The 8,027-nt window shown below is 26.6% G+C and carries 11 protein-coding genes; 2 read left to right on the forward strand and 9 right to left on the reverse strand.

The features are described 5' to 3' along the window. Positions 1-249: 249 nt before the first annotated feature. Together KGF50_RS18895 and KGF50_RS18900 are read left to right on the forward strand one after the other, a co-directional pair. Positions 250-447 (forward strand): helix-turn-helix domain-containing protein, encoded by a 198-nt coding sequence (locus KGF50_RS18895; protein WP_194687337.1) that lies wholly within the window; start codon positions 250-252, stop codon positions 445-447. 59 nt (positions 448-506) lie between these two features. Next, positions 507-1,046, forward strand: coding sequence for a DUF4250 domain-containing protein (locus KGF50_RS18900; protein WP_227849496.1), 540 nt, complete (start codon positions 507-509; stop codon positions 1,044-1,046). Positions 1,047-1,070: 24 nt separating this feature from the next. On the opposite strand, the gene KGF50_RS18905 is transcribed toward KGF50_RS18900, so the two are convergent. The 9 genes from KGF50_RS18905 to KGF50_RS18945 all read right to left on the reverse strand — a co-directional run bounded on the left by KGF50_RS18905 (position 1,071) and on the right by KGF50_RS18945 (position 7,912). Beyond that, the gene (locus tag KGF50_RS18905; protein WP_227849497.1) at positions 1,071-1,928 is read right to left on the reverse strand and encodes a phage major capsid protein; all 858 of its coding nucleotides are present in this window, start codon (positions 1,926-1,928) and stop codon (positions 1,071-1,073) included. A gap of 5 nt (positions 1,929-1,933) precedes the next feature. Beyond that, on the reverse strand, positions 1,934-2,362 hold the full coding sequence (locus KGF50_RS18910; protein WP_227849498.1) for a hypothetical protein: 429 nt from the start codon (positions 2,360-2,362) through the stop codon (positions 1,934-1,936). A gap of 6 nt (positions 2,363-2,368) precedes the next feature. Continuing rightward, the gene (locus KGF50_RS18915) at positions 2,369-2,839 is read right to left on the reverse strand and encodes a helix-turn-helix domain-containing protein (protein ID WP_227849499.1); all 471 of its coding nucleotides are present in this window, start codon (positions 2,837-2,839) and stop codon (positions 2,369-2,371) included. Between the two features lie 1,309 nt (positions 2,840-4,148). Further along, the gene (locus KGF50_RS18920; protein ID WP_074176621.1) at positions 4,149-4,487 is read right to left on the reverse strand and encodes a hypothetical protein; all 339 of its coding nucleotides are present in this window, start codon (positions 4,485-4,487) and stop codon (positions 4,149-4,151) included. Between the two features lie 18 nt (positions 4,488-4,505). Further along, positions 4,506-5,156 (reverse strand): helix-turn-helix domain-containing protein, encoded by a 651-nt coding sequence (locus tag KGF50_RS18925; RefSeq protein ID WP_227849500.1) that lies wholly within the window; start codon positions 5,154-5,156, stop codon positions 4,506-4,508. A gap of 265 nt (positions 5,157-5,421) precedes the next feature. Beyond that, positions 5,422-5,739, reverse strand: coding sequence for a hypothetical protein (locus KGF50_RS18930; RefSeq protein WP_227849501.1), 318 nt, complete (start codon positions 5,737-5,739; stop codon positions 5,422-5,424). A gap of 101 nt (positions 5,740-5,840) precedes the next feature. Further along, a complete protein-coding gene (locus tag KGF50_RS18935; protein ID WP_227849502.1) occupies positions 5,841-7,049 on the reverse strand; it encodes a DNA-binding response regulator in 1,209 nt (402 codons plus the stop codon). A 253-nt stretch (positions 7,050-7,302) separates the two neighbouring features. Continuing rightward, the gene (locus KGF50_RS18940) at positions 7,303-7,596 is read right to left on the reverse strand and encodes a hypothetical protein (protein WP_227849503.1); all 294 of its coding nucleotides are present in this window, start codon (positions 7,594-7,596) and stop codon (positions 7,303-7,305) included. A 13-nt stretch (positions 7,597-7,609) separates the two neighbouring features. After that, positions 7,610-7,912: a hypothetical protein gene (locus KGF50_RS18945; protein ID WP_227849504.1), complete on the reverse strand. Its 303-nt coding sequence runs from the start codon at positions 7,910-7,912 to the stop codon at positions 7,610-7,612. Positions 7,913-8,027 lie beyond the last annotated feature (115 nt).

An 8,027-nucleotide genomic window follows, 5' to 3' on the forward strand; every position in this document is an offset into this window, starting at 1 on the left:
ATTTTTTCTAATAGATACTTTTAAAAACTCAAGTAACAACTCAAATTCCTCAGGGTTTTTATTTTCAAGTTCTAACACAAGTTCTATAACTTCTTTTGGATCATGCTCCACATTGAATCACCCTCCTTAATTTTATATATCTAAATAATACTTCTTAACAAGTACTACTGTCAATAGGTATCTTGACCAAAAGTACTACTCTGTAATATATACTATTGATATACACATTATTTTAAGGAGATTATTATTATGAATATACAAATAAAACAAATACTTGATAAAAAAGGTAAGACAAGATATTGGTTAGCAAAACAAACTGGAATGACTCAATACAACTTAAATAAACTTGCATCTGGCCAAACAACATCTATAAAGTTTGAACTCTTAGAAAAAATTTGTCTAGCACTCGAATGTTCACCAAACGATATACTTGGTTGGGATAAATAAAGGATTCTATTACAACTACTAGAATACTACTTTAGTAGTTATTATTTGGAGGTTTTAAAATGGATAGAAGTACTTTTGATAGATTATCTACAATGGATCAAATTGATTATATTAATAAGCAACTTTTAGAAGATCATACACTCACTAATATTTGTAAAGATATAAATATTGGTCGCACAACTATAAGAGATAGATTTAAAAAAGTTGGTTATGAATACAATCAAAAGACAAAGATTTATGAATCTATAGTTGAAATTATCTCAACAGAAAATATAAAAAAACAAGATAGTAGTAATAAAGTAGTTGTGGCGGATGCTGATAACCACTTAGGTCTAAAAGACATATTATCAAATTTTAATGAAATGGATATAAAGTTAAATGAGGTTTATAGTTGGTATAAATCACAAAATAGTTTAAAAGTAGTTGAGGCGGATAAATTGAAAATAAATGATTTTGAAGGTGATACAGTTACTCGAAGTTATAAAATTTATGAAGATGTACAAAAAGATTTTGTTGCTTTCTGTGAAGCTAATAAAAAATATAAAGTACAAGATATTATCAGCCAAGCCCTATTTGAATTTATAGAAAAGTATAAGTAAGAGCCAAGCTAATGGCTCTTATGGTTATACGGCTGGTTTTATAAGTGAGAAGGCATCTTCTCTTAATATTTGTGATGCAACCCTCATCGTGACTCTTATAGCAACCATGTCTTGCTGTGCTAAATTTATTTCTTTTCCCCCACCCAAGTTTAAGGTAGCTTCTCTAAGTACATCATATGTTATATCTTTGTATATACCAGTTATCAGATTATTGAAATCTCCTGTAATTAAATTTGTCTTTGTCTTATCTAATTGACTTGTATAGTGTACTTTAGTTGAAAATAAATCTGATGTATCAGCTATTAAATATTCATCATTTTTTGTTTTCATTTTTCTAATCTCATTTTTTAGTGTATTGAGTGCGATTATATTTGTAACTGAATAATTGTTATTTTCAACTAATGCCATAGTGTCCGACAAATCATCTAATAAACTTTTATCAGATCTACTAATAGCTTGATTTGATGCTACTTCATATAGACTTGTAAAAACTTTTCCATCTTCTAATGTATCACCCATAATAATCGCTTTATCTATTACTTTATAAAAACTATCTGCTATTGCATCTTTTAAATTTTCAAATGTATCTAAAATTGTATCTTCTAATGTTTCTCTTGATGCAGTTATTATCATTCCTAGTTTTTTTGCTTTCAAAGTTACTGGTACTATAGTTGGTTCAACTACATTTATCTCTTTGCCTTCTCCTACCCATGTTGGCCCTGGCATCTCTGCCATAACTGGTATTGTTTTGCTCTCAGTTGTCATTCCTTCTCGTCTTGAATTTTGTAAACAGAATGATCCATTTATAACTTTTTTAATTATTTCTGTTGTAATCTCACCTGGTATAAGCCCTGTAAGTTTTTCACTTAATATTGCTGACATTATATTTATTTACCTCCCTTTACTAAACTATCAAATGATGACTTTCTAGATGATAACCAATTATCATTACCAGGAGGAGTGTAAGAACTTGCTCTTATTCTCTTATCAACTCCCCTTTGGACTTCATCAGCTATTATTTTTTTAGCTGCTTCAATTTTGAAATCAATAACTTTTTCATCTTCATCATATAAAATATCTATCCAACTAGGATCTTCTAGCCCATTAGCCTTTATTTTTTTCTGCATTTCTATTTTATAGTGCTTTTGTTTTAAATCTTTGTTTTCTTCCTGTGTTGATTTTAATTGTTTTGTAATTTCTTCTATTTGCTTTCCTACTAATTCTACTATTTTCTGTTGTAAAGGTTCGTCAATCACTAATTCTTTATTTTCTATATCAGTAGGAGCTTGTTGTTTTTGATTTACCTCTTCAGACATATATTTCTATTTCTCCTTTTCTGATTTTAATTGTTTCATTCTAGTGCTTATGCTCTGATATGCCAGTTCATAAACGCCTTCTATCTCTTTATCTGACAAGAAATCTTTATCTAAAGACCATCTTGTAGATTCTAATTTTATAGCTTCTAATATAAGTTCTTTTATGTCTGAATCTCTTTTTCTTATTTTTTCCTCAGCTTCTTTTATAAATTCCTTTGATATTGCTATATACGTATCCCTTTCTTCTTCATTATCAAAATCTTTTAACTCTGATGCTGGGAAAAATTTTGCCCAACGACAATCTAACTTAGCACCTATTTTTTCAAGTTGTTCAAGTGTTGGCTTTCTTTGACCACATTCAATGTTTAGATATGAACTTCTCTTTAAATCTAAATATTCAGCTACTTCTTGTGTAGATAATCCTTTTTCTTTTCTTATTTTTCTTATTTCATTTCCAATTATTTTATATGTTTCCATTTTCTCACCCCCTTCCTTAAATACATTATATTCCAATTTATCATTTTTGTAAATATAAAAATGATAAATTTTTAGTTTTTCACTTGTTTATAGCTTATTTTTTATCATTTTTATATATTTCAAAGTGATATTTCTTGGCTTTTAAATCTTGCTAGAAAATTCCTAGAACTCATTTTCATAAAAATAGGAGGTATTCAAAATAGAATGTACCCCCCTTCCTTAATTCTTGATATATAAATAACATTAAATAAATATCAACTATTCCTTAAAACTATCTTTAGAAACTAGTTGTTTTATGCTATATTGTCTTACATCTATTGAAAACACTTGCGTATTTGTCCTGTGTCTCATATGTTACTAGACAAACTTTATTTTAATAATATATTTTTAATTATCACTTAATATATATTCGTTTTTACATTAGCTGAAAATATATAATCTCTCTTATTATTGTTAATATAATAACGCTATAATTCATATAAAAACCTTCTTTTTGGTTTTTAGCAACATACTTCTGTTCAAACAAAATACACACTAAAAGTATACATTTGTCCAACCTCAAAATAACTAATACCAGTCATAGCATTATTCTTTAGACATTAAGCTTCTCATTCTTAGACTAATAACATATTTTAGTACTCAAAATCATAAACTCAGCGTATAAATGACCTCTAATATAGATTTTAGGACATTTTTAATATCTCATACAAATATTGTATTTACTTACTTTCATCATATTTACACATACCAAATGTCTATTTTAGAAAAAACAGGACATTCTATAACCTTTTTAAATAATCAACCTTTTTTCTTAATTCTATTTGCTATAAAAATAACATCTTGTTTATTATAATATTTTTAAAATTTTAATAAGCTTCTACCAGTACACTAATTTAAGCCATTTTGGTCAGCTAACATAAACCTGTGTTTTTTGTTTAATGGAATCAACATCTACAATATTTGGAAATGCTACATTCCTTTCAATTTTTCAATATTGAAATTCAATACATAGTCATATGCTGCTTTTGAATATTGAAAAAAGCACATAATTCAATATTGAAAAAAAATTATTTTGAATATTGAAAATGTAAAACTATTGTTTGAGTGTGAGTTTTAATTTTGTTATAAAAAAAGTTAGAATATAGTTACATATACAAATATCTTAACTAAATTCTAACCTTTTCACTATTTCCATGCTTAAAATCTATTTAAACAACACTCTAAGCCATTCTATATCCACTATTAACCAATTATTCATTTATATCATATAAATCTCTTAAAATCGTTTTAAATGGATTTTTATAGTACTTTAGTATTTATCATTCATAACTTTTGAGATTGTCGCTGGACTTACTCCATATTTTTTAGCTTTTTCTCTATATGTACCAATATCACTTTTAATTTTTCTTATTTGCTCGTCATTTAATTTTTTACCTACATGTCTAAAAACTAAATAACCTCTTTCTAAAAAATCATTTGATTTATCAGATAAATAATTTAACTCTTCGCATAAGTCATTAAATTGCTCACTATTTTTTATTTTAAGTTTTTGTTTATTTTTAAAAGTATCCTTACGGATCACATAGAACTCATTAGATATATCTTTAAGCGACATTGATTCTAAAACATGTTTTTCTTCTAAATACATTCCTAATACCTCCATAAATTAAAGTTTCTTAAAATCACGTAAAGGATCTTTAGATTCTTTATCTTTATACTCTTTTGAACACCATGCAGTTAAAACTTTTTCATGATTTTTATATTTTTCTCCATCACCATTAACAATATAATTTTCTAAACTACCAATTTTATTATGTACTATTTCCTTACCAAACTTATTTATAAGCAATTTATAACTTTTTTCAGTTATTTTTACTTTTTCTATATCCATATCTAAAAATGTTAGGTCTAAATAACTATTATATTTAATATTGTTCTTCTTAATATTATTAATAGGACTCTGAGTCTGTATGTCATAAGACTGCGAGTCTGCTTCCATAGGACTGCCAGTCTTATTAGATAAACTATTTGACTTAAATACAAAGTACATATTTTTCTTACATTCAGAGCGATATTTTTTTCTTTGGATCAAGTTTTTAGATTCTAAATTGTTCAATGCTCTTGAAACTTGTCTTTCACTACAACCAACCTTTTTAGAGATTGTTTTGCAGCTTGGAAAACAACAACTATTATCATCGCTATAACTTGCCAATGTTATATATATCATTTTTTCATATACACTCAGATCTTCTCTATAAATTAAGTCATTTTCAATTGAAGTAAACTTTTGAAGCTTTGAACCCTTTAATAACTCCATCTTAATATCTCCTTACATACTGTTTAATACTTACATATAAACAGTATAGCATAGAATAATTATTTAACACTATAAGAACTTTTATTTAAATTCTACGACCACAAACATGGATATTTTACACTTTTTATGTCCCCATAGTTTTATTAGGTTTTGCCTAACTCCCAACACCGTTTGGGGGCAAAAACTCCTTATGCTCTTCTTTAAACAATAAAATAACAATAAAAAAGATGAGTACTTAGCAATACTCATCTTTTTTACTAAAAATTTAATCCCTATCATTATGAAAAGCAATAGATCTCTCTAACTTTACTCTTTCTTCTTCAAGTTTCTTTTCTAAATCTTCTAATCCTTTAGTTTCAACAGAAATTTGTTTTTCAAGAGATTCAGCTAATTCTCTATTTTTAATAGAAGTAGCTTTTTCTAATTCATTTTCTAAATCTCTTAATTCTTCATTTTTATCAGAAATTTGTCTTTCAAGAAATTCAACTAATTCTCTATTTTTATTAACAATACTACATGAAGCATCATCAAATTCTTTATGTAAAGCCCTTAAATCAGCTTCGCCCCCTCTTGTTCTAGTCATAAAAACACCTCCTAAAATAATTTTATCTAACACCTGAATAGGTTTAAAAACGAAACAGTATTACATACCCCCTTAATTCAAAGCGACGTTTTTTAACGCACCTATTTTTTTAGTGTTGTTCTTACCTTAGATTCACTTATATTTAATTGTTTTGCTATACTTCTATTACTTAATCCTTTTCCTTTAAGTTTTAATAGCTCTTTTTTTAAATCTAAAAGCTCCTGTTGTTTTTTTGTTAATCCATTTTCATTTCTTCGAGCTAATTTTTTAGCTTCTTTTTCTCTTTCATTAGCTTCTTTTTTACCTATTATTGTTTTTAGATATTTTTGTTCTTCTTCTGTTATTCCCAATAAATCTATCAATGTACTATTCTTAAATTTATATTTTTTGCTCTTGTAAGCCGTTTCTGCACTCTTTGTATGTTTTACTACCTCATTGTATCTTAAAGGCTTTACAAACTGTTTATTTAGCCCTAAAGTACATTCTAAAGCTTGTCCCTCATCTTCCATGAAGCAACAAGTAAAATATCTATACAAAAATAAAGTTACTTCTCTGCATCCTTCCATATCATAACTTCTAAGTTCACATATTTTTATCAAGTCATTAAATCTTGCATGGTATAAACTATGCTCATTAAATAAGCTAACTACTTTTTTAGGTCTGCCTTTACTTTTCTGATTCTTTTCCTTTAGTTCTGGTAAGTAATTTTCTTGTATCTCTTTTAATGTATATGTATATTCCTCATAGTCAACAACTTTCACCTCTGTACTTGTCTTTGAATTAATTGTTCCAGTGGCTCGTAACACACGAGTAGGGTCTAATGCCTTTGAATCTGCTCCAAATTCTGCTAAATGCTTATATATATATCTTTGAACTGCATACCATAATGATAATGCCTTACTTGGAACTGGTTCTATTTTTAGTATATAATATAAACCTCTACCACTATCAATTAACATTGTAGGTCTTGGTATTATACCATTTAAATCCTTTTCAATAAAAAACTTAACTGCTTCTTTAGTATAATTTTTATTGTAACAGTCTATATCAATGAATATTGCATTTAATTCTTTTATATTTTCAATCCTTCTTTGAGGCTTATAAAACGTATTCTGACTTATATAAACATTTACTTTTTTATCTATAAGTTCAGAATATCTATCTTCTAATTCATTAATTTTATAGTGCCATTGAGTAAATTTTTGCTCCTTTTTACTTGCTAAAGTTATGTATCCTTTTGATTTACTATGTATTATTTCTAAATTATTTATATCATTTATTTCTATATTTTTTGCATTAGAGCAACTCATTTTATCCCTCCCTATTTAGGAGCTTATCCTTTTCCAAATATATACAACCATTGATTTTATTTCGCAAATAGCATATAATTAGGTATATAAAAATGGTGTTTTTATACACCTTTAATAAAAGGATTAAACTCCTTTAGTGGTTAGAGAATGTGTTGGTCGTCAAACTTTGCACATTCTCTTTTAATTTACTTAATATTATAACACTAAACAGTTTATTAAACTTTATTTATATACTATTTATAAATTAAATTCTTTATTTAAAGGACATAACTCCACTCAGTTCTTTTACTTCTTTGCTTAATTTAACTCCATCTATAAATCCTTTATAGTATGCGTGTTCTTCTTCCAATAATTTCACAAAATTTACTTTTTCTTCGTAATCTCTTATTAATATTTTTTGTTCTTCTGTTTTATTTTTTGATATTTCCTTTAAGCTATTTTCTGCTTCCCTTAATGCTTCTAAATAAGATTCATTATTTTTTATTTTTATTTTTCCTCCACATTCTATGTAATTATCAAATAACATCTCTAATATAAAATTTCCCATTTTAAAATCTCCTTTATTTATTTTCATTTGCAAATACTTCACAATATTTCTTTATATGTTTCAAAGTTTTAAAGTTATAGATACTCTTGAGGTTACTGATAATATCCTCTCTCAATATTGAAATTTCAGATTTGTGCTTTCTTTTAGATCTCTCGATTTGTTTTCCAGTTATGACACCATAGAAATACATTTTTAATCCAAAATCCCAAGTAGTCCTATTAAAAGCTTTTAGTTTCAATATCTCATCAGGAACATCTTTTTCGATTACTTGCTTACTCAATATAAATTCTAAGTTATTATTTTTGATTTCACTCATACTTTAATCACCCCATCACTTATTACTCTTCCTAATTCATTTTTTCTAATAGATACTTTTAAAAACTCAAGTAACAACTCAAATTCCTCAGGGTTTTTATTTTCAAGTTCTAACA

Source organism: Clostridioides sp. ZZV15-6598, assembly GCF_020657705.1.
GTDB classification, from domain to species: domain Bacteria; phylum Bacillota; class Clostridia; order Peptostreptococcales; family Peptostreptococcaceae; genus Clostridioides; species Clostridioides difficile_F.